Annotated in this window: 22 protein-coding genes; all 22 read left to right on the forward strand. The window is 46.9% G+C overall.

Translation table 11 applies throughout. The features are described from left to right. The first annotated feature begins 7 nt into the window (after positions 1 to 7). Positions 8 to 1,021 (forward strand): flagellar motor switch protein FliG, encoded by a 1,014-nt coding sequence (gene fliG / locus WH37_RS11600; protein ID WP_046230712.1) that lies wholly within the window; start codon positions 8 to 10, stop codon positions 1,019 to 1,021. Continuing rightward, on the forward strand, positions 1,005 to 1,850 hold the full coding sequence (locus WH37_RS11605) for a FliH/SctL family protein (RefSeq protein ID WP_414811833.1): 846 nt from the start codon (positions 1,005 to 1,007) through the stop codon (positions 1,848 to 1,850). Before fliG ends, WH37_RS11605 begins: the two co-directional genes overlap by 17 nt. Next, positions 1,840 to 3,165 (forward strand): flagellar protein export ATPase FliI, encoded by a 1,326-nt coding sequence (gene fliI / locus WH37_RS11610; RefSeq protein WP_046230714.1) that lies wholly within the window; start codon positions 1,840 to 1,842, stop codon positions 3,163 to 3,165. Before WH37_RS11605 ends, fliI begins: the two co-directional genes overlap by 11 nt. An 8-nt stretch (positions 3,166 to 3,173) precedes the next feature. Beyond that, on the forward strand, positions 3,174 to 3,620 hold the full coding sequence (gene fliJ / locus WH37_RS11615) for a flagellar export protein FliJ (RefSeq protein ID WP_046230715.1): 447 nt from the start codon (positions 3,174 to 3,176) through the stop codon (positions 3,618 to 3,620). Positions 3,621 to 3,659: 39 nt separating this feature from the next. Next, complete coding sequence (locus tag WH37_RS11620; RefSeq protein WP_046230716.1) at positions 3,660 to 4,571, forward strand: MotE family protein; 912 nt, start codon at positions 3,660 to 3,662, stop codon at positions 4,569 to 4,571. A 17-nt stretch (positions 4,572 to 4,588) separates the two neighbouring features. Further along, complete coding sequence (locus WH37_RS33520; RefSeq protein ID WP_052736929.1) at positions 4,589 to 5,989, forward strand: flagellar hook-length control protein FliK; 1,401 nt, start codon at positions 4,589 to 4,591, stop codon at positions 5,987 to 5,989. A gap of 49 nt (positions 5,990 to 6,038) precedes the next feature. Continuing rightward, positions 6,039 to 6,587 carry a flagellar hook capping FlgD N-terminal domain-containing protein gene (locus WH37_RS11630; RefSeq protein WP_231594196.1) on the forward strand — a complete coding sequence of 183 codons (549 nt, stop codon included), beginning with the start codon at positions 6,039 to 6,041 and terminating at the stop codon, positions 6,585 to 6,587. Next, positions 6,584 to 6,961 (forward strand): TIGR02530 family flagellar biosynthesis protein, encoded by a 378-nt coding sequence (locus WH37_RS11635; RefSeq protein WP_046230718.1) that lies wholly within the window; start codon positions 6,584 to 6,586, stop codon positions 6,959 to 6,961. The genes WH37_RS11630 and WH37_RS11635 overlap by 4 nt, the downstream gene beginning before the upstream one ends. Before the next feature lie 94 nt (positions 6,962 to 7,055). Beyond that, on the forward strand, positions 7,056 to 7,874 hold the full coding sequence (flgG, locus tag WH37_RS11640; RefSeq protein WP_046230719.1) for a flagellar basal body rod protein FlgG: 819 nt from the start codon (positions 7,056 to 7,058) through the stop codon (positions 7,872 to 7,874). A 62-nt stretch (positions 7,875 to 7,936) separates the two neighbouring features. Continuing rightward, positions 7,937 to 8,158 carry a flagellar FlbD family protein gene (locus WH37_RS11645; RefSeq protein WP_046230720.1) on the forward strand — a complete coding sequence of 74 codons (222 nt, stop codon included), beginning with the start codon at positions 7,937 to 7,939 and terminating at the stop codon, positions 8,156 to 8,158. Positions 8,159 to 8,160: 2 nt separating this feature from the next. Continuing rightward, a complete protein-coding gene (locus tag WH37_RS11650) occupies positions 8,161 to 8,625 on the forward strand; it encodes a flagellar basal body-associated FliL family protein (RefSeq protein WP_046230721.1) in 465 nt (154 codons plus the stop codon). A gap of 38 nt (positions 8,626 to 8,663) precedes the next feature. Next, positions 8,664 to 9,665 (forward strand): flagellar motor switch protein FliM, encoded by a 1,002-nt coding sequence (gene fliM / locus WH37_RS11655; protein ID WP_046230722.1) that lies wholly within the window; start codon positions 8,664 to 8,666, stop codon positions 9,663 to 9,665. After that, a complete protein-coding gene (gene fliY / locus WH37_RS11660) occupies positions 9,655 to 10,875 on the forward strand; it encodes a flagellar motor switch phosphatase FliY (protein ID WP_046230723.1) in 1,221 nt (406 codons plus the stop codon). The genes fliM and fliY overlap by 11 nt, the downstream gene beginning before the upstream one ends. A 22-nt stretch (positions 10,876 to 10,897) precedes the next feature. Next, complete coding sequence (locus tag WH37_RS11665) at positions 10,898 to 11,260, forward strand: response regulator (RefSeq protein WP_046230724.1); 363 nt, start codon at positions 10,898 to 10,900, stop codon at positions 11,258 to 11,260. Between the two features lie 12 nt (positions 11,261 to 11,272). Then, positions 11,273 to 11,905: a flagellar biosynthetic protein FliO gene (locus WH37_RS11670; protein WP_052736930.1), complete on the forward strand. Its 633-nt coding sequence runs from the start codon at positions 11,273 to 11,275 to the stop codon at positions 11,903 to 11,905. Beyond that, a complete protein-coding gene (fliP, locus tag WH37_RS11675) occupies positions 11,895 to 12,650 on the forward strand; it encodes a flagellar type III secretion system pore protein FliP (protein ID WP_046230725.1) in 756 nt (251 codons plus the stop codon). The genes WH37_RS11670 and fliP overlap by 11 nt, the downstream gene beginning before the upstream one ends. A gap of 23 nt (positions 12,651 to 12,673) precedes the next feature. Then, positions 12,674 to 12,943 carry a flagellar biosynthesis protein FliQ gene (gene fliQ / locus WH37_RS11680; RefSeq protein ID WP_046230726.1) on the forward strand — a complete coding sequence of 90 codons (270 nt, stop codon included), beginning with the start codon at positions 12,674 to 12,676 and terminating at the stop codon, positions 12,941 to 12,943. A 15-nt stretch (positions 12,944 to 12,958) separates the two neighbouring features. Further along, positions 12,959 to 13,747: a flagellar biosynthetic protein FliR gene (fliR, locus tag WH37_RS11685; RefSeq protein ID WP_046230727.1), complete on the forward strand. Its 789-nt coding sequence runs from the start codon at positions 12,959 to 12,961 to the stop codon at positions 13,745 to 13,747. A gap of 20 nt (positions 13,748 to 13,767) precedes the next feature. After that, positions 13,768 to 14,859: a flagellar biosynthesis protein FlhB gene (gene flhB, locus WH37_RS11690; RefSeq protein WP_046230844.1), complete on the forward strand. Its 1,092-nt coding sequence runs from the start codon at positions 13,768 to 13,770 to the stop codon at positions 14,857 to 14,859. Positions 14,860 to 14,880: 21 nt separating this feature from the next. Further along, positions 14,881 to 16,914, forward strand: coding sequence for a flagellar biosynthesis protein FlhA (gene flhA / locus WH37_RS11695; RefSeq protein ID WP_046230728.1), 2,034 nt, complete (start codon positions 14,881 to 14,883; stop codon positions 16,912 to 16,914). Continuing rightward, positions 16,911 to 18,137: a flagellar biosynthesis GTPase FlhF gene (flhF, locus tag WH37_RS11700; protein ID WP_046230729.1), complete on the forward strand. Its 1,227-nt coding sequence runs from the start codon at positions 16,911 to 16,913 to the stop codon at positions 18,135 to 18,137. The genes flhA and flhF overlap by 4 nt, the downstream gene beginning before the upstream one ends. After that, positions 18,130 to 19,002: a MinD/ParA family protein gene (locus WH37_RS11705; RefSeq protein WP_046230730.1), complete on the forward strand. Its 873-nt coding sequence runs from the start codon at positions 18,130 to 18,132 to the stop codon at positions 19,000 to 19,002. Before flhF ends, WH37_RS11705 begins: the two co-directional genes overlap by 8 nt. Positions 19,003 to 19,018: the final 16 nt, after the last annotated feature.

Below are 19,018 nucleotides of genomic sequence, written 5' to 3' on the forward strand. Positions count from 1 at the left end.
CGTTTGCATGAGTAAATCCATGAATGGGCTAACCGGAAGGCAAAAAGCGGCAATATTGCTGATTACACTTGGTCCCGAAGTGTCAGCTCAAATTTTTAAACATTTAAGAGAAGATGAAATTGAGCAGTTAACTCTTGAAATTGCGAATGTACGCAAAGTAGACAGCTCAGAGCGTGAAACGATTTTAGGAGAGTTCAATCAAATCTGTGTAGCTCAGGAATATATTTCGCAAGGTGGTATTACGTACGCCAGAGATATTTTGGAGAAGGCGCTGGGCGAGAGCAAAGCGGCGGAAGTCATAAATCGGTTGACTGCTACTTTGCAGGTGCGGCCGTTCGATTTTGCCCGCAAAGCAGAGCCGATGCAAATACTCAATTTTATTCAAAACGAGAACTCCCAAACGATTGCGCTCGTGTTGTCCTATCTCCAATCTGAGCAATCATCACACATTTTGTCCTCTCTCCCACAAGAGAAGCAGGCCGAAGTTGCGAGAAGGATTGCGCTTATGGACAGCACTTCACCGGAAGTTATTTCTCAGGTGGAGCGCGTGCTGGAGCAGAAGCTTTCAGCTACCGTTACTCAGGATTACACGAATGCAGGCGGTATCGACTCTATCGTTCAAATTTTGAATGGTGTTGACCGCGGTACGGAACGTACCATTCTCGATTCTCTGGAAATTCAAGATCCTGAACTTGCAGAAGAAATCAAGAAACGGATGTTCGTCTTCGAAGATATCGTCAATATCGACAATCGTTCGATTCAGCGGATTATCCGCGATATCGAAAATGCCGATTTGCAGCTTGCGCTTAAAGTCGCTAGTGAAGAAGTGCGAGATGCCATTTTCCAAAATATGTCGAAACGTATGGCGGAAACATTCAAGGAAGAGATGGAGTTTATGGGTCCTGTCCGATTGCGTGATGTAGAGGAGGCGCAGACCCGTATTGTCGCAACGATTCGCAGGTTAGAGGAATCAGGTGAAATCATTATCGCCCGTGGCGGAGGAGATGATATCATTGTCTAATTTGATTAAATCCACAAGTGTTGTTTCTATCGATCAACTAAGGGAGCTTTACTGGAAGAACAAGCATGCTGCACTCGTAGATGAGAATGGCGAAGCTGAAGCTCCAGAGGAAGAACAGCCTGATGAAGAAACGATTACGCTGCGGGATCAAATTATTGCTGATGCCCAACAGTTTGCAGAAGAACGATTGCGGGAGACGGGAGCTCAATGCGAGCAAATGCTGACCGAGGCCGAAACGAATGTGGAAGCCTGGTGGCTGGAAAAAAGGCTCGAAGATGAAGCGACGAAAGAAGCTGCCCGCAGCGAAGGCTATGAACGTGGTTTTGCGGAAGGTATCGAGCAAGCGAATATGCTGGCCAAGCAGGAATGGGAGCAAAAGCTGTTCGAAGCGAACGCGATTTTATCTTCCGCTTACACGATGCGTGAGCAGATTATTCAGGAAGCAGAACCATTTCTGGTCGAGTTAAGCTGTGCAGTAGCGGAAAAGGTAATCGGTCAGCAGCTTGAGCAAGCTCCGGAAATGGTCATTGAGCTGATTAAAAAATCGCTTGCAAGAAGACGCGAGCAGGGCGTTATTACGCTGTGCGTCGCACCTGGTCAGTTAGCTTTCGTTCAGGCCGCGCAAGAAGAGCTGAATTTGGCGGTCGACTCTCAAGCCGAATTGCAAATTTTGCCGGATGCGACAGTTAAAGATTTTGGCTGCGTTATTCGTTCCGCATACGGAAGCATCGATGCTCGCATCGATACACAGCTGTCAGAATTAAAACGCGAGCTGGTCCAGTTCGCTCATCAATCAAGAGACGAGCGAGGACAGGACGATGAGCAATAGTTCATTACAGGCAGGCAAATATGTCGAACATTTGCAGGCAATTGATCCAATAAGAGTGAATGGAAAGGTCACCCAGGTCATCGGACTAACCGTTGAATCGGAAGGGCCTGATGCAAGTATCGGTGATGTGTGCTACATCTATCCGAATAAAGCGGCAAAGCCGATTAAGGCTGAGGTTGTAGGCTTTCGGAACAATAAAGTTATTTTGATGCCGCTTGGCGATCTGCATTCCATCAGCTCAGGCTGTGATGTTGTAGGAACAGGCAAGCCGCTCAGTGTGCAGGTTGGCTCCGAGCTGCTTGGAAAAGTGCTGGATGGCCTCGGTCAGCCGCTCGATGGTTCTTTTTTACCAAGCCGAATGCAGCATTATTCTACTCATAATGAACCAAGCAATCCGCTTATGCGTCCTCGTGTTTTGGAGCCGCTGGGCATTGGCGTTAGAGCTATCGATGGCTTGCTGACTGTTGGCCGAGGCCAGCGTGTAGGTATATTTGCCGGCTCTGGTGTAGGAAAAAGTACCCTGCTTGGCATGATTGCCAGAAACACCTCGGCCGATGTCAACGTTATTGCACTAATCGGTGAGCGTGGTCGTGAAGTCCTAGAGTTTATTGAGAAGGACCTGGGACCTGAAGGCTTAGCCCGTTCAGTCGTCATTGTCGCTACCTCGGACCAACCAGCGCTCATTCGGATGAAAGGGGCATTGATTGCCACCTCCATTGCTGAATATTTTCGCGATCGTGGTCTGAACGTCATGCTTATGATGGATTCCGTCACGCGTTACGCCATGGCACTTCGTGAAGTAGGTCTTGCGATCGGCGAGCCACCCGCAACGAGAGGATATACGCCTTCGGTATTTGCGAATTTGCCTAAATTGCTGGAACGAGCGGGAACAGGTCCAAAAGGCTCTATCACCGCTTTCTACACCGTTTTAGTAGATGGGGATGATATGAACGAGCCGATCGCGGATGCGGTCCGGGGGATTTTGGATGGCCATATCGTTCTGAGTCGGCATCTTGCGCATAAAGGACATTTTCCAGCTATTGATGTCCTGCAATCCGTAAGCCGGGTTATGAAAGAAATTATTACTGAGGAGCAGCAGGATGCGGCTAATCAGTTGAAGCGCCTGTTAGCTATTTATAAGGATTCGGAAGACCTTATAAATATTGGGGCGTACCAACGCGGTTCTAATGAAGAAATTGACTTGGCGATGCAATATATTGATTCGATTCATCAGTTCACGAGACAGAAGACAAATGAAAAAGTCACCTTGGAAGAGGCTCAGGAGCGGCTAATAATTGATTTTTACAGGAGATGAAGCGTTGAATGGGAGCATTTCGTTATTCCTACCAAAAAATCGTTGATCTGAAGACAAGTGAAAAAACGCAGGCAGAATGGATCTTGTCCTCTTCTATTGGAGAGTTGCAGGCTGCCGAGCTAACCGTCGAGCAATTGCGTGAAAGCCGTGAGGAATGGGAGCAAAAGCAGCATCAGTCTTCGCAATCCGGCGTTTCATTGGCTGAGCTTCAGACCATTCAACAATATGTGGATTATTTGGATTCATGTATTGAAGCTAAACTGCTTGAAGTGAAACGGGCGCAAAAGGTCGTCGAGCAAAATCGGATCAAGCTTTCGGATAAAATGCAGGATGAGAAAGTATGGTTGAAGGCTAAGGATAACGAGAAGGAACGTTTCCGGTATGCGATGCAGCTTAAGGAGCAGAACGAGTTGGATGAAATGGCAACTGTCCGTTTCATGGTAAGCGTGCCGTAAATATCCGGCTGCAGCGCAAGGCTAGAGGGAGTGAAATCAGTGGCAGATACAGATGTGGAGAAACAAGGATATAGTGGATTTGAGCGGGCCATGTTTTTTATGACCCCGGTGTTGTTTACGATTGTTGTGCTCGGTATATTGCTGATACTTCTTAATAGTGATATGCGAAATCAGGCGCTAACGATCGGAAATTCGATTCCATTGCTCAAAGATGTTCTGCCGAACCCGCAGTCGGCTAGCGGTGAAAGCACAGATGAAACGCTCAAGGCAGAAAATATGACTCGTAAAATTGCCGAGCTGCAAGCTCAACTGACGGAGAAAGAGGGCCAGCTGACGGAGACGTCCACTCTTAAAACGGATCAGGAAAAAGAAATTGCCAGCTTGAAAAGTCAAATTGAGCAGTTGAAGCAGTCAAATGCAACACAGGCGCTTGAGGAAGAGGCGTACACGGCCAAAATTAAAGAGCTTGCCAGCATGTACGCGCGAATTGCGCCGAATAAGGCGGCACCTATTTTAGAAAGCATGTCGCTTGATGAAATGGTGCTCGTGCTCGATGCGATGGCTCCTAATGATCGTGTGAAAGTTTTGGAGAAAATGACGCCGAAAACAGCGGCTGATGCGACGCTGAAGCTGAAGGACACCGTTTCGGCAAAAGATTTGCAAATTGCAGCACTGCAATCGCAGCTTAAAAATGCCCAGTCGACTACAGCAACAACGACTACCACGTCTTCTACACTGGATTCGACGCAGCTAGGTGCAACGTTTGCGGCTATGGATGCGAAAAGCGCCGCCAAACTGCTGATGACGATGTCGGACGTAAGTGCCAGCAAGGTGCTGCGTATTTTGAATGCGGTAGATGACACAACAAGATCCAATATTGTTGGCGAGATGTCGACGTTGAATGATAAAGTAACAGCTCAAATCGTTTCGAAGCTGATGGCAGGTAAATAGAGGGGAGGTGAAAATAAATGGATGTTTTATCATCACCAGCAGCTTCGCAGCCGGCGGCTCCTTCCACTGGCGGGAATACCCAAGCGAAGGGAACAGGAGATGCGGCTTTTGCTCAAACGTTGAATGGCCAATTGAATAATGGCCAAGCGGGAGCAGGAACAGCGGTTGCTGCAAACACTACGGATGCAGCAGCACTCGGAACGATTCGGATGACGACGCTAAATGCAACTGGCTTGCTTGGAGAAACGAACAATCAGGATTTGCTTGCAGCTATTGATGGGCTGCTAGAGCAAATTGATGAGTTGGATACTGCTGACACGGATGAGGCTGCACAAGCCCAATTGGCAGATTTGCAAGCGATGCTGGAGCAGATGCAGGCGTTGCTAGCGTTGCTAGGTTCCCCGCTTGTCACTTTGAAGCAGCCTGATGAGCAGCTTTCCTCAGAGGAGCTCGTTCAAGCAGCGGATGCAGGGAATGGTCATGAAGCAGTAAAAGCACAGATTGCGCTTGTGAAGCATGATTTGGAAAATGCGCTGATTCAGCTGGCTAATGTGCTTGAGCAGGGAACTGCGAAACGCGTTCAGCAGCAAGAGCCATCGCAGTTGATTGCGCAGCAGCTGGAAGCTTTGCAGAAACTGCTGCAAAAGCAGAAGGAAGCAGGCACAGCCGATCGCAATAACAGCAATGTTCAGGCCATATTCGAACCAGCCGCAGCAGACGAGGCTGCTCCACAGCAAACAGCTGCGTGGCTTCAGCGTTTGAACCAGCAAGCACAGCATACAATCGCGTTGAAAAGTGCAGTAGCGGAAGCTCTATCAGCCGATACATTGGTTGAAGAAACGACAGATACAGCTGATGATGAGACCGTTCTGGCAGGCAATTTAAATGCAAACTTTGCTCATTCGCTTAAGCAGGCAACGACTAGCGCGGCAACGAGAGCAGTCGCCCAGCCTTACGTATTAGCGGACGAATTTGCAGAATCCATGACGGGGCTTATCGTGCAGAAGTTTGATATTTCTTCATTAAATGGCAAGCACGAAGCTAAAATCATGCTGTTCCCGGAACAGCTGGGCCAGGTCGATGTTCGGATCACGATGCAAAATGGTCAATTGACGGCGCTTTTCCATACGGATACGGTTATGGCAAAAGATATGCTGGACAACCAGATGTCGCAATTGAGACAGGCACTGCAATCCCAAGGCTTAACGATTGACAAGCTCGAAGTGACGCAGGGACAAGCTGCATCAGAGCTGTCTAACGGCCAACAGGGACAAGGCTCCAATCAACAATTTACGAATCGGAACAACAACGGCAAAGGCGGAAGCAGAGCGGATGAAGCTGCTTTTGAAGCAGATGTAATCGAGCAAATCGCCATTCAGGATATGGGCTACGGACGGGCGGTTAACGCTACAGTCTAAAGAGATGTTATGGACATAAGCAACCATTTGCGGGATGGAGGTGATGGAATTGGCAGTCGTTACGAATAAAGTGATCTGGCCGAATTATGATCAGACCAACGTTAAAATAGCAGGTAAGACCGAGGATGATAAAACATCGCTAAGTAAGGATGCATTTCTCGAATTGCTCGTCACACAGCTTAAAAATCAGGATCCATTAAGCCCGCAGAGCAACACAGAGTTTATTGCCCAAATGGCGCAGTTCACCTCAGTCGAGCAGCTGATGAATATGAATAAGCAGCTTACGCAGCTAAACTCGGACATCGGCAGTGCATCTACAATGATTGGCAAAAGCGTGACATGGCAGGAGCTTGATGATAAAGGAAGCACCGTCATGTATACGGATGTTGTAAAGTCGATTGTAGCAACAGACGGGGTATTGTATGCCAAGTTTGAAGATAACACGATGATTAAAGTAAGTGATATCGTTACGATTTCTGATCAGACTCCGGTAGAGACGGAGGAGCCTGAAACGGATGCTTCAGCTGAAAGTGCTGAGGATGCTGAAACGCCTGATAGCGAAGCCGCTGCTGACAGCGGGGAGGAACAAACCTCATGAGCGACAGCGTAAAGATTGGTCATTATTTTCCGCTTAAATCTTCGCCATTAAACAATGTGAAGACGGCAGGGCCAAAATCCCAGCAGCCTAGCGAATTTCAGGATTTGCTGGATTCGAAAGTATTGAAATTCAGTCATCATGCTGAAGTTAGGATGAAGCAGCGTGGCATTCAGCTTCAAGCAGATTCATTAACGAAAATTGTGAATGCTGTTGACGAAGCCGCATCTAAAGGCGCGATTGACTCTTTAATCGTATTTAAGGATATTGCGATGATCGTGAATGTGCCTAGTCGTACAGTGGTTACTGCAATGGATGGCAAGCAAATGCAAAGCAATGTATTCACGCAAATAGACAGCGCCGTTATTTTAAGCTAGAGCCGGACCAATACGGAGGCTCTTCAGGCTGCTGACCGACAGAGGCAGCCAACTAACCACAAGGATAAACCTAAATTAGGAGGGCTTAAATACTATGCTAAGATCAATGTACTCGGGTGTGTCAGGTATGCGCGGCTTCCAAACGAAGCTGGATGTCATCGGCAACAATATTGCGAACGTTAATACGGTGGGCTTTAAAGGCGGCCGCGTGATGTTCAGCGATATTTTGAGCCAAACAACAGCAGGTATTACTGCTTCGGCAGAAGGCGAGCAAGGTGGTGTGAATGCGAAGCAAATCGGACTTGGTGTCAGCATTGCTTCTATTGATACCATTCATACGCCAGGAAGCGCGATGACGACAAACCAACCGACAGATCTTCGCATTGATGGCGATGGATTTTTTGCGGTTACCGCAGCAGATGGTGGAGAAACATTTTTGACAAGAGCCGGCAACTTTACGCTTGATGCGAACAGACAGCTTGTCAATGCAAACGGGATGTTTGTAATGGCTGCGGATGATGGCGGTATTATTCCTCCGCTGGATCCTGCCATCACATCATTCACCATTGGTCAAGATGGCATGATTCTAGGTGTAACGGCCGATGGCATTGTTGAAGCAGGACAAATTGGAGTTGTCAAAGTAGTGAACCCGAGCGGTTTGCTGAAGATGGGTGGAAACTTGTATCGTATGACAGCTAACGCCAATCCAGACAGTGAGCTTGTAACTTCACCGGCGAATGATGAAGAAGTTGGAACAGGCGCAATCGTAGCTGGACAGCTTGAAATGTCAAACGTTGACCTGACAGGCGAGTTTACAGAAATGATCGTGGCTCAGCGCGGTTTCCAAGCGAATTCGCGTATCATCACGACTTCCGATGAAATTTTGCAAGAGGTTGTTAACCTGAAACGATAATCGCTAGGCATGACGCAGGCGGGGGGCCATAGCGCCTCCCCCGCGATGTGAGGGGGCAGTTTATGATTACAGTGACTCGTATTAATGGTACTAAGCTCATGATCAATGCTCTGTTGATTGAAGTGGTGGAGGAAGTGCCCGATACCATTATTACCTTGACCACTGGTAAGAAATTTATAGTGGTGGAAAGCTCGGACGAGCTTTTGCTGCTGATCCAGAATTATCTTCGTACGATCGGCGTATATGCGGCGGCCCAGAAGAGTGAACAGACGGAGGGTCCATAGAGATGAAAAAAATGATGCCATGGTTAGTAACTATACTGCTGTCGGTTGTATTAATTGCCGTTGTGGCTTGGTTTATGTGGCCCACAATAATGGGAAGTACAAAAGATGGTTCAGCAAACAAAGAGGTTGAAGTCAAGCATCTTAGCGCCGATGAGCGTGTCGAAGTAACGTCTGAGCTTAAAGACTTCAAGCGCAACTTGAAAGATTCGAACAAAGTCGTTGTCGTTAGCTTTGCTTTCCAACTGGACAGCAAGAAGACGAAGGAAGATTTTGATAAAGTGATCGAAATCGAAGTTAAGCCTATTATTAACCGGGCGCTTGCAGATATGACGGCTGAAGAGCTGAATGGCTCTAAAGGCGAGGATTTGCTGGAATCGAAGCTGCTCAATGAAATTAATCCAATTTTGGATAAAGAGCAGAAGCTGGTCAAGGTAGAAATAACAGCTTTTATCATGACCAACATTTAATGCTGGTTGGCGACATTCCTTGAAGGGGGTGAGAAAATTTGGTTGATGTTTTATCGCAAAATGAGATAGATGCGCTGCTGGCGGCCCTCAATTCCGGCGAGATGGATGCCGAGGATTTAAAAAAGGAAGAAGTAACGAAAAAAGTCAGAGTTTATGATTTCAAACGCGCAGTTCGATTTTCGAAGGATCATATTCGCAGCTTGACTCGCATACACGAGAACTTCGCGCGATATTTGACAACCTATTTCTCAGCGCAGCTTCGTACTTTCGTTCAAATCAGTGTAGTTCAAGTCGAGCAGCTTCCTTATGATGAGTTTATTCGTTCGATTCCGAAGATGACGATATTGAATATTTTTGAGGCGGAGCCGCTTGAAGGACGCATGGTGATGGAGGTACATCCGAATATCGCTTACGCGATGCTGGATCGTATGCTTGGCGGGCAAGGCGTTGCGCCTTCCAAAATCAATAACTTGACTGAAATCGAAACGATTATTATGGAAAAGATTTTTAGCCGGACGTTTGAGAGTTTGCAAGAGGCGTGGAAAACAATCATTGATATATCGCCACGGCTGGAAGCGCTTGAGACGAATCCTCAATTTATGCAAATCGTATCACCGAATGAAACGATCGCGCTTATTTCCTTAAGTACGAAAATCGGTGAAACGACGGGGATGATCAATCTTTGTATTCCCCATGTTGTCATTGAGCCGGTTATGCCTCGTTTGTCGGCGCATCATTGGTTCGTTTCGCAGAAAAAGGAGCGTATTCCAGAGGAAGTTGAAATGCTGGAGCAGCGCGTAAGCAAAGCGAAGCTGCCGATTGTTGCCGAGCTTGGTGAATCTTCCATTACGATTCAAGAGTTTCTGGGTCTTAATGTAGGAGATGTCATTTCGCTCAGCAAGCCGGTAGGGGAAGGCCTGCATATTAAGGTAGGCGATAAATTGAAGTTCATCGGCAGTCCAGGCTCCGTGAAAGATCGGTTGGCTATTCAGCTTGATGAAGTTGTGAACGAAGGAGCGGGAGAAGAATATGACGAGTAAAGATTATTTGTCGCAGGAGGAAATTGATGCGTTACTAAATCAATCTTCTGGCAGTACGGATGCTGAACAGCCATCTGCCGATGATGTTCAGTTATCAGATTTCCTCTCAGCTATGGAACAGGATGCGCTTGGTGAAATTGGGAACATTACGTTCGGAAGCGCAGCAACTGCCTTGTCCACATTGTTAGGTGTGAAGGTGGATATTACAACGCCGGAAGTTACCTTTATTCGCAGAGATCAGCTGTCAGATGAATTTCCAAAGCCTCATGTTGCTGTAAGTGTTCAATATGTGGACGGCTTCCAAGGAATAAATTCGCTTGTCATTAAGACGAGAGACGCGCAAATTATTGCTGATTTGATGCTTGGCGGCTCAGGTAATCCTACAGATGAAGAGCTCAATGAGATTCATATCAGCGCCGTCCAGGAAGCGATGAATCAAATGATGGGGTCATCTGCAACGTCGATGTCTACCATTTTCAATCGTTTCGTTAATATTTCGCCGCCAGGCATCGATATTCTCGATGTAGACAACGGTGGAGGAATGGGCCATCTGCCTCCGGTAGATATATTCATCAAAATTTCGTTCCGGCTTAAAATTGGAGATTTGATAGATTCGACAATTATGCAGCTACTGCCTGTTTCTTTTGCAAAGCAAATGGTTGCTATTCTTATGGGTGAAGAGACGGGCGAAGAGACCGCTGCAGCAGTTGAAGCGCCACCAGTAGTAGAAGCGCCGCCAGTGGCTCCGCAAGCGCCACAAAGTGCTCCTGCGCAGCCTACGGCTCCATCGTTGCAGAAGCAAGAACAACAACCGCCAGCGGGATATTATGAAGCGCCGATGATGCAGCCGCCTGGCCCGAATACATATGGCCATGCAGCCAATCGCAATGTGAATGTTCAGCCTGTGCAGTTTGCTAATTTCAATAATGCGCCATATATTCAAGGTGAAGAGACGAACCTCAATTTACTGCTCGACATACCACTTAAGGTTACCGTAGAATTAGGAAGGACCCAGAAGCAAATTAAAGATATTTTGGAATTGTCGCAAGGGTCTATTATCGAGCTGGACAAGCTTGCTGGTGAGCCTGTAGACATTCTGGTTAACAACAAGCTGATCGCAAAAGGCGAAGTTGTCGTTATCGATGAGAACTTCGGCGTACGTGTAACCGATATCGTAAGCCAATGGGACCGAATTCAAAAATTACAATAGCATCCTAGGAGGAAGAAAAAAGATGGCAAACCGTATTCTAATCGTAGACGACGCAGCATTTATGCGCATGATGATCCGCGATATTTTATCCAAAAACGGCTACGAAGTAGTTGGTGAAGCACCAGATGGCGCACAAGCGGTAGAGAAATTCAAGGAGCTTAAGCCAGACCTGATCACGATGGATATCACGATGCCTGAGATGGACGGCATTGCAGCACTGAAAGAAGTTAAAAAAATCGACCCGAATGCAAAAGTCATTATGTGCTCTGCAATGGGACAGCAAGCAATGGTTATTGATGCTATTCAAGCCGGAGCGAAAGATTTTATCGTTAAGCCTTTCCAAGCGGACCGTGTTATTGAAGCGATCAAGAAAACGCTGGGCTAACGGTTGTATGCGATGGTCAAACTTAAAGCTCGTGTAACGTTTTTATTGTTTTCGGGAATGGCCGTTCTGCCTGCCGCCGCTTTAGCGGAAGCAGTTCAGACGAGCCAGCCTGAATTGCCATATACTAGTCCGTCCAACATGGCAGGCAGTGTAGTATGGGTTATTTTTTCTTTGCTACTTATTATTGGACTAATCATTGTTGTTATTAAATGGCTATCGCGGCGCAACCGGGCGTTCGGAGGAACAAATCGTTCGCTTCGTTCGCTCGGGGGCATTTCCTTAGGTCAAAATCATTCGCTTCAAGTTGTGGAGCTGTCAGGCCGTCTATATGTTGTAGGGGTTGGCGAAAGCATTACCCTGCTGGACAAGATTGATGATGCAAAAGAAGCTGAGGCGATTATTGAGGCAATGGAGAGGCAAGTGCAAGGTGGCTGGTCGCCGAGTGCTTTGACGGGCTTAATCTCACGCTTTCGTCAAGGCTCTGGCGAGCAGGAACCGCAGGATGAACAGTGGAACGACGCTTCTTCGTTTCAGAATGTGCTCAAGGACAAGATGAATCGTCAAGCGGATCGCAAGCAGCAGCTCGAAGCACTCCTCAAAGACCCTAACCCTAATGAACGGTTGAATGATGATCATGAAAAATAAATGGTGGATAGCTCTTGTTGCGGTACAGTTAGCTGGTCTCATATTTCAATCGCATGCTTTTGCTGAACCGCTACCGAACGTAGAAATTAACTTTGGCAACACGGGCAGCGATCAGCCGAACCCGAGCGCGTTATCGATTTTGCTGCTGATTACCGTACTAAGCATAGCGCCTGCTATTCTAGTATTGATGACCAGCTTTACACGCATCATTATCGTGCTTAGCTTCGTTCGGACATCCCTCGGTACGCAGATGATGCCGCCGAACCAGGTATTAATCGGACTTGCTATGTTTTTAACCTTTTTTATTATGGCCCCTACCTTTTCTCAAGTAAATGAGGTAGCGTTGCAGCCATATTTGAAAGGGGAAATTTCCCAAACAGCAGCTTTCGAGAAGGCGTCTGTACCGATGAAGGCGTTTATGTTCAAGCAGACGAGAGAGAAGGATTTAAAGCTGTTTATGGACTACACGAAGACGGAAAAGCCGGAAACTTTCGAGGATATTCCTTTGACGGTTCTCATTCCGGCATATGCGATTAGCGAAATTAAGACAGCCTTTCAAATGGGCTTCCTTATATTCATACCTTTTCTCGTTATTGATATGATTGTATCAAGTACGTTAATGGCGATGGGGATGATGATGCTTCCGCCAGTAATGATTTCATTGCCGTTCAAGCTCTTGCTGTTCGTCATGGTAGATGGCTGGTATTTGATAGTCAAATCCTTGTTATTAAGCTTTAATACCTGACGACTGTATAGGGGGGATGTTCAATGAGTGCCGATTTTATTATCGGTCTGGCCAGCGAGGCTGTATTTACTGTACTAAAAAGCAGCGCGCCAATGCTTGTTATTGCTCTCGTTGTTGGGCTCTTGGTCAGTATTTTTCAGGCGACTACCCAGATACAAGAGCAAACCTTAGCATTTGTTCCGAAAATTGTAGCGGTTTTTGCATCCGTTGTTTTGTTCGGGCCGTGGATTCTAAATACGATCGTTGATTTCACTTATAATCTGCTGAACAACCTGCATAAATATATCGGATAGGCGTGAATCGCAGCGATGGAGCTTATCGAGCAAGGTTTTCCTATTTTTTTGTTGATTTTTTGTCGAATTACATCATTTTTCGTCGTAGCTCCGATGTTTTCAGGGAAAATGATGCCGAATATTGCGAAAATCGGATTAAGTTTTTTTATATCCTTTATCGTGTATCTCACTTATGGCATTAATCAGACGGTAGCGACAGATGCGAGCTATGTGCTTTATGTTGTACAGGAAATATTGATTGGCCTGCTATTTGGCTTCGTGGTGTATTTGTTTTTCGTAGTCGTGCAGACTGCAGGAGCATTAATGGATTTGCAGATTGGTTTTGCGATGGCGAACGTCGTCAACCCACTAACGGGTACTTCCGTTCCATTGCTAGGAAATTTTAAATACATGATGCTTATTCTTATTTTTTTCTCCTTGAACGGCCATCACTACTTGCTTAGAGGGTTAATGGACAGTTATAAATGGATGCCGCTTGCTGGAGACTTTTTTGCGAGAATCAGCAGTGGCAGCATTAGCGAGTTTTTAACGAACGCAGTTGGAAATACGTTTTTGCTAGCTCTGCAGGTTGCAGCTCCGCTAGTAATTGCGATGTTTTTGACGGATGTCGGACTGGCATTTTTAGCAAAAACAGCGCCTCAATACAATGTTTTCGTTATAGGGATACCGCTTAAGCTTATTATCGGGATGGTTTTGCTCGTGCTGCTTATGCCGGGACTAAGTGGTCTGTATGAGCGGCTTATTGCCATCATGTTTGACAACTTGGAGCAGCTTTTCGCTATTTTTAAAGGGCCGGATGGGTAAAGGAGGCTGTAATCGTGCAAATGTACCGCTTAAAGCTCGACCTGCAGCTGTTCAGCCAAGAAAAAACGGAGAAAGCGACGCCCAAAAAACGTGCAGATTCGCGTAAAAAAGGACAGGTCTCCAAATCGGCAGACTTTCCCAGCTCCTTGATCTTGTTGTTTACGTTTGCCGGGTTTGCCATGTTTGGCGGCTTTTACAAGCAGCGAATTATGAATATGTTCGATGATATTTTCGAAAATTGGCTGCTTATGGAGCTTACGTCTGAAAATGTTTTTAACTTGTTCGGTACGCTCGTAACTGAAATGCTCATTTTTTTACTACCCATATTTTCGGTAGCTATTTTAGTAGGCATTATCGGCAACGTTGCGCAATTTGGATTCCTGCTTACAGGAGAGCCGCTCAAGATGAAGATCGAAAAGCTGAATCCGCTCCAAGGATTGAAACAGCTATTCTCCATGCGTTCTATTGTTGAAATGCTTAAAAGCCTACTCAAGCTACTGATTATTGGAGTGCTCGTATACCAGACGATTGCAAGCGATTGGAGCCGACTGCTTTCTCTTTCCGACTTGTCTGTCGAGCAAATTTTCGCCTTTGCAGCTGGTCTGACAGTCAGTATGGGGATCAAAATCGGTGTTGCACTTGTGATACTCGCCTTTGCGGATTATTTGTATCAGAAGTATGAGCAGGAGAAAAGCATGCGGATGTCCAAGCAGGACATTAAGGACGAGCATAAGAAATCAGAGGGTGATCCGCTTGTTAAAGGCCGCATCCGAGAAAAGCAGCGGAGAATGGCCATCCAGCGGATGATGCAGCAGATTCCGAATGCAGATGTCGTCATTACAAACCCGACGCACTTTGCAATCGCCTTGAAATATGATTCCTCTAATATGGAGGCGCCCGTTATTATTGCCAAAGGCATGGATCATGTGGCGCTGCGCATTAGGGAAATCGCCAAAGAGCACGGCGTTATTACGATGGAAAATAAGCCGCTTGCCAGAGCATTATACGAACGCGCCGAAATCGGAGATGCCATACCGGCAGATTTGTTCCAGGCTGTGGCGGAGGTGCTCGCATACGTTTACAAGCTTAAAGGCCGTGTCAAATCATCGTAATTTAAGGGAGGAGGAAGCGTCATGAAACCAAAAGATCTTATCGTTTTAATCGGGATCATAGGCATCGTGCTCATGATGGTTATTCCCATCCCTATTCTTTTGCTGGATATTTTGCTTATTCTGAATATTTCAGTTGCTTTAATGATATTGCTTATTGCGATGAATACGAAGGAAGCGCTGGAGTTTTCTATCTTTCCCGCAGTTTTGCTTGTTACGACCTTATTCCGATTAGCACTCAACATTTCTACTACCCGGAACATTTTGCAGCATGCAGAGGCGGGGGAAGTTGTCGCAACATTCGGTAGATGGGTTGGAGGCGGGCAAATAGCAATCGGGTTTATCGTCTTTCTGATTCTCGTTGTTGTTCAGTTCATCGTTATTACGAAAGGTTCTGAGCGGGTCGCCGAGGTTGCAGCAAGATTTACGCTCGATGCGATGCCCGGCAAGCAGATGAGTATTGATGCCGACTTAAACGCGGGGCTCATTAATGAGCAGCAGGCGCGGGCCCGTCGTTCCAAGATTGAAAGAGAAGCAGATTTCTACGGAGCTATGGATGGTGCCAGCAAGTTTGTAAAAGGGGATGCGATCGCATCCATTATCATTCTCATTATTAATCTGGTTGGCGGATTTATAATCGGGATGGCGATACATGGTTTTGGTTTTGCCGAAGCACTTGAAACCTATTCCATTTTAACCATCGGGGATGGTCTCGTCAGTCAGATTCCAGCATTGCTTATTTCGGTAGCATCAGGCCTAATCGTTACACGGGCAGCATCGGATGGCAACCTGGCGCAGGATTTAACAGCACAGTTATTTAAATACCCTAATCTTTTATACATAGTTGCAGGAACAATTGCTCTGCTTGGTTTAGTTTCGCCAATCGGCGTTATGCGCACGCTCCCCTTTGCGGCACTGCTCGCATTTGGAGCATGGAGAATGAAGAAGCTGCAGGAGAAACAAGTGGAGCAAGAGGAGATGCTTGTGGAAGAGCAGCAAATTGAAGAGGTTCGTAATCCGGAGAGCGTCATTGGCTTGCTGCAGGTGGATCCAATCGAATTCGAATTTGGCTACGGTCTGATTCCATTGGCAGATACGCAGCAGGGCGGGGACTTGCTGGATCGTATCATTATGATCAGAAGGCAATGCGCGCTTGAGCTAGGGCTTGTCGTTCCCGTTATTCGAATTCGCGACAATATTCAACTGCGGCCAAATGAATACGTCGTTAAGATTAAAGGGAATACGGTTGCGAAAGGCGAGCTACTGCTCAATCATTATTTGGCGATGAGTCCAGGTTTTGATGATGATTCGGTACTCGGTATTGAAACAACAGAACCGGCATTCGGGCTTCCAGCTATTTGGATTGACGAGCAGATGAAAGAAAGAGCGGAAATGTCGGGATACACCGTCGTAGATCCGCCTTCGGTTGTCGCCACGCATTTGACAGAAATTATTAAGCGCCATGCACATGAGCTGCTTGGCCGTCAAGAGACGAAGGCGCTTATTGAAAATGTAAAGGAATCTTATCCAGCGCTTATCGACGATCTCATCCCTGCAGTTCTATCGATTGGCGATTTGCAAAAAGTGCTTGCCAAGCTGCTTCGTGAGAAAGTTTCGATCCGCGATTTGGTAACGATTTTTGAAACATTAGCCGATCACGGTCATTACACGAAAGATCCCGATGTGCTGACGGAATATGTCAGACAAGCGCTGTCGAGACAAATTACCCAGCAGTTTGCGGCAACGGGAGATAAGCTTAAAGTCATTACGGTCGGTCCGGCGATGGAGAAGAAAATCGCTGAGTCGGTGCAGCAAACCGATCAGGGAAGTTACATTGCGCTTGATCCGATCGTCACTCAACAAATTTATTCCAAGCTGAATGAGCAGGTTACCCGGCAAATTCAGTCTGGACAGCAGCCTGTTGTGTTGACTTCCCCTACAATCCGCATGTATTTGCGTCAGATTGTGGAGCGGACGATGCAGGAGGTTCCGGTCATTTCTTACAGTGAGCTTGAACCTAACGTTGAAGTTCAGAGCGTAGGGGTGGTGAATTTATGAGAGTGAAACGTTATGTGGTAAATGCCCTTCCCGAGGCGCTGCCGATGATCCGAAGCGATCTTGGCAAAGATGCCGTTATATTGAATACGAAAGAAGTCAAAGTTGGCGGCTTCATGGGCATGTTCCGCAAAAAGAAGATGGAAGTTATTGCCGCTATTGAGTCGAACGCAGCGGTTCCGGACAATCCGCCGCAGAAGCGCAAGGCGCCGGATGATGTCAGTGCCGTAATGGCTGCCATAACGGAGACGATGCAGAAGCAGCAGCGTGCCGCGGCGGCAACCGCAGCTATTACAGCTACGGTTGAGCCGCCGGCAAGGCCGGCACCAGTTGCGGCGGCTTCTCCAGTTAACGATCAGCTCATGGATGAAATTAAAGGGATTAAGCAATCCCTCTTGCAGCTTTCTTCACAAAAAGCAGGAAATGCATTTTCGGAAGCTGCAAAAGCACTCCGTGACCGCCTTCAAGAGCAGGAGCTGGATGTGGAGTGGATCGACCAACTAATGGCGATCATCTCTGAGCAGGAAGGGCAGCATAAAGAGCCTTTGACACGCACGCAAGTATGGGAGCTTGCCAAACGGCAGCTGCTCGAATGGATGGCGCCGTACGCTGCGGGCATGCTCGATGAGCAGGCTAGAATCGTTCATTTTGTGGGTCCGACTGGCGTAGGCAAAACGACAACGATCGCTAAGCTTGCGGCTAATCAAACGATTAAGCATAACAAAAAGGTAGGTTTCATTACATCGGATACGTACCGAATTGCAGCCGTTGATCAGCTTAGAACGTATGCGAATATTTTAAATATTCCATTAGAGGTTGTTTTTTCTCCTATGGATTTGCCGAAGGCATTCAAGCAGCTTGAAGACCGAGAGCTCATATACATGGATACGGCTGGCCGTAACTTCCGCAATGAGCTGAATGTATCAGAGGTAAACAGCTTGCTTCAATCGCATGACCGCAATGAAACGGTGCTTGTGCTGAGTCTTACCGGCAAAACAAAGGATATGACATCAGTAGCCGGAAACTTTGTGAAATATGGCATTGAGAAGGTACTGTTTACGAAGCAGGATGAAACTGCGGTGTTCGGCTCTATTTTTAACCTTGTAATGAAGTTTGGTTTAACGCCCACTTATGTGGCAAGGGGCCAGACGGTGCCGGATGACATCGATCGTTTTGATGCTGCTGCTTATATGAATGACTTGCTGGGGGAAGCGGACGATGAATGATCAAGCCGAAGCGCTGCGACATATGGTAAAGGCAAGCAGCAGCGAAGGCGGCAAGCGCGAAACGCGCATATTGGCTGTCACCAGCGGCAAGGGCGGTGTTGGCAAGTCCAACTTTAGTCTTAATTTTGCGCTAATGCTTCAGAAGCTGGGTCAGAAGGTTCTCGTTTTTGATGTCGATATTGGAATGGCGAATATCGATATACTGATGGGCGTACGCTCTTCCTACCATTTATACCATTTGTTCAAGCAGGACAAAACGATCTGGGATGTCGTTCAGGAAGGGCCCGAGGGACTTCATTTTATTGCAGGCGGCTCAGGAATTAAGGAATTGCTGGAGCTGTCGGAGAAAGAGATGTCCTTGTTTACGGAGCAGGTTTCAAAGCTTCAAGGGCTGTACGACGTTATTGTGTTCGACACTGGAGCGGGACTTTCCAAGGAAACGGCGAGATTTATCGCCGCAGCGCAGGAAACCATCGTTGTAACGACGCCAGAGCCGACTTCCATAACCGATGCTTATGCATTGATCAAAATGGTGAAAGCGATGGGCATCCATCCTGAATTCAGACTTATCGTTAATCGGGCTGACAGCAAGCGGGAAGGCCGATTGACAGCAGATAAAATCAATTTGGCCGCCGAGCGCTTCTTGGAAGCATCCTTGCCGTTTCTCGGGCTCGTTCCCGATGATGCTCATGTAGGCAAGGCGGTAAAACGTCAGATTCCCTTCACACTTGCTTATCCGGGCAGTGAAGCATCGAAAGCTATGCATGAAATTGCAGTTCGTTTTCTAGAAATAAAGAGACCGGAATCTGAAGCTAAAAACGGTGTAAAGGGATTTCTGCATAAATTATTCAAGCTAACGAGATAGTCCTTTTAATAGGGGA

This window comes from Paenibacillus algorifonticola (assembly GCF_000971975.1).
GTDB lineage: Bacteria > Bacillota > Bacilli > Paenibacillales > Paenibacillaceae > Pristimantibacillus > Pristimantibacillus algorifonticola.

What these genes read in the sequence shown, in the direction of transcription:
- fliG (WP_046230712.1), top strand. Translation starts at nt 8, where the DNA reads ATGAGTAAATCCATGAATGGGCTAACCGGAAGGCAAAAAGCGGCAATA.
- WH37_RS11605 (WP_414811833.1), top strand. Translation starts at nt 1,005, where the DNA reads ATGATATCATTGTCTAATTTGATTAAATCCACAAGTGTTGTTTCTATC.
- fliI (WP_046230714.1), top strand. Translation starts at nt 1,840, where the DNA reads ATGAGCAATAGTTCATTACAGGCAGGCAAATATGTCGAACATTTGCAG.
- fliJ (WP_046230715.1), top strand. Translation starts at nt 3,174, where the DNA reads ATGGGAGCATTTCGTTATTCCTACCAAAAAATCGTTGATCTGAAGACA.
- WH37_RS33520 (WP_052736929.1), top strand. Translation starts at nt 4,589, where the DNA reads ATGGATGTTTTATCATCACCAGCAGCTTCGCAGCCGGCGGCTCCTTCC.
- WH37_RS11635 (WP_046230718.1), top strand. Translation starts at nt 6,584, where the DNA reads ATGAGCGACAGCGTAAAGATTGGTCATTATTTTCCGCTTAAATCTTCG.
- flgG (WP_046230719.1), top strand. Translation starts at nt 7,056, where the DNA reads ATGCTAAGATCAATGTACTCGGGTGTGTCAGGTATGCGCGGCTTCCAA.
- WH37_RS11645 (WP_046230720.1), top strand. Translation starts at nt 7,937, where the DNA reads ATGATTACAGTGACTCGTATTAATGGTACTAAGCTCATGATCAATGCT.
- WH37_RS11650 (WP_046230721.1), top strand. Translation starts at nt 8,161, where the DNA reads ATGAAAAAAATGATGCCATGGTTAGTAACTATACTGCTGTCGGTTGTA.
- fliY (WP_046230723.1), top strand. Translation starts at nt 9,655, where the DNA reads ATGACGAGTAAAGATTATTTGTCGCAGGAGGAAATTGATGCGTTACTA.
- WH37_RS11665 (WP_046230724.1), top strand. Translation starts at nt 10,898, where the DNA reads ATGGCAAACCGTATTCTAATCGTAGACGACGCAGCATTTATGCGCATG.
- WH37_RS11670 (WP_052736930.1), top strand. Translation starts at nt 11,273, where the DNA reads ATGGTCAAACTTAAAGCTCGTGTAACGTTTTTATTGTTTTCGGGAATG.
- fliP (WP_046230725.1), top strand. Translation starts at nt 11,895, where the DNA reads ATGAAAAATAAATGGTGGATAGCTCTTGTTGCGGTACAGTTAGCTGGT.
- fliQ (WP_046230726.1), top strand. Translation starts at nt 12,674, where the DNA reads ATGAGTGCCGATTTTATTATCGGTCTGGCCAGCGAGGCTGTATTTACT.
- fliR (WP_046230727.1), top strand. Translation starts at nt 12,959, where the DNA reads ATGGAGCTTATCGAGCAAGGTTTTCCTATTTTTTTGTTGATTTTTTGT.
- flhB (WP_046230844.1), top strand. Translation starts at nt 13,768, where the DNA reads ATGTACCGCTTAAAGCTCGACCTGCAGCTGTTCAGCCAAGAAAAAACG.
- flhA (WP_046230728.1), top strand. Translation starts at nt 14,881, where the DNA reads ATGAAACCAAAAGATCTTATCGTTTTAATCGGGATCATAGGCATCGTG.
- flhF (WP_046230729.1), top strand. Translation starts at nt 16,911, where the DNA reads ATGAGAGTGAAACGTTATGTGGTAAATGCCCTTCCCGAGGCGCTGCCG.
- WH37_RS11705 (WP_046230730.1), top strand. Translation starts at nt 18,130, where the DNA reads ATGAATGATCAAGCCGAAGCGCTGCGACATATGGTAAAGGCAAGCAGC.